General features: G+C 77.4%; 1 protein-coding gene. It reads right to left on the bottom strand.

The genetic code is table 11. The features are described 5' to 3' along the window. Positions 1-689, bottom strand: a 689-nt coding sequence (locus tag NZN28_RS14535) for a GTPase (RefSeq protein ID WP_295399370.1), incomplete at both ends; no start/stop codon positions are given.

Here is a 689-nt window from a genome sequence, read left to right as displayed (position 1 = left end):
CAGGGGGCCGGAAGCCCGGGACGAGGTCGACTTTGGTGTAGACCCTGAGCGCCGGCAGGCCGGGCGGCAGCTCGGCGGCGAGCGGCTCCGCGGCATCGCCGCGCTCGGCGTCGAGGACCAGGAGCGCGAGGTCGGCGCGCGCCGCCTCCTCGCGCGCCCGGCGGATGCCCTCGGCCTCCACCGCACCGGCGCGCTCGCGCAGTCCCGCGGTGTCGACCAGGGTCAGGGACAGGCCGTCGAGCTCGAGGGCCTCGCGGAGGAGGTCGCGGGTGGTGCCCGGGATGGGGGTGACGATCGCCCGCTCCTCCCCGAGCAGGGCGTTGAGCAGGCTGGACTTGCCCGCGTTCGGGCGCCCGAGTAGGACCACGTGCAGCCCGTCGCGCAGCCGCCGGCCGATGCGGGCCTCGCCAAGCAGGCGCTCGAGCTCGCCGCGGGCGAGCGCGAGGCGCTCCGCGAGCGCGGCCCCCACCGTCGGCCCGAGCTCCTCCTCGGGAAAGTCGATCAGCGCCTCGGCCTCGACCCGGAGCATGAGCAGCCGTTCCGCGAGCGCCTCGCAGCGCCGCGAGAACACGCCGCTCAGGCTGCGCAGCGCGGCCTGGGCCGCGCGCCGGCTCCCGGCGGCGATCAGGTCCGCGAGGGCCTCGGCCTGGGCGAGGTCGAGCTTGCCGTGGTGGAAGGCGCGCTCGCTG

This window comes from Meiothermus sp., from assembly GCF_025056915.1.
Taxonomy (GTDB): Bacteria; Deinococcota; Deinococci; order Deinococcales; family Thermaceae; genus Meiothermus.
This window is presented reverse-complemented; position numbering and strand designations above follow the sequence as displayed.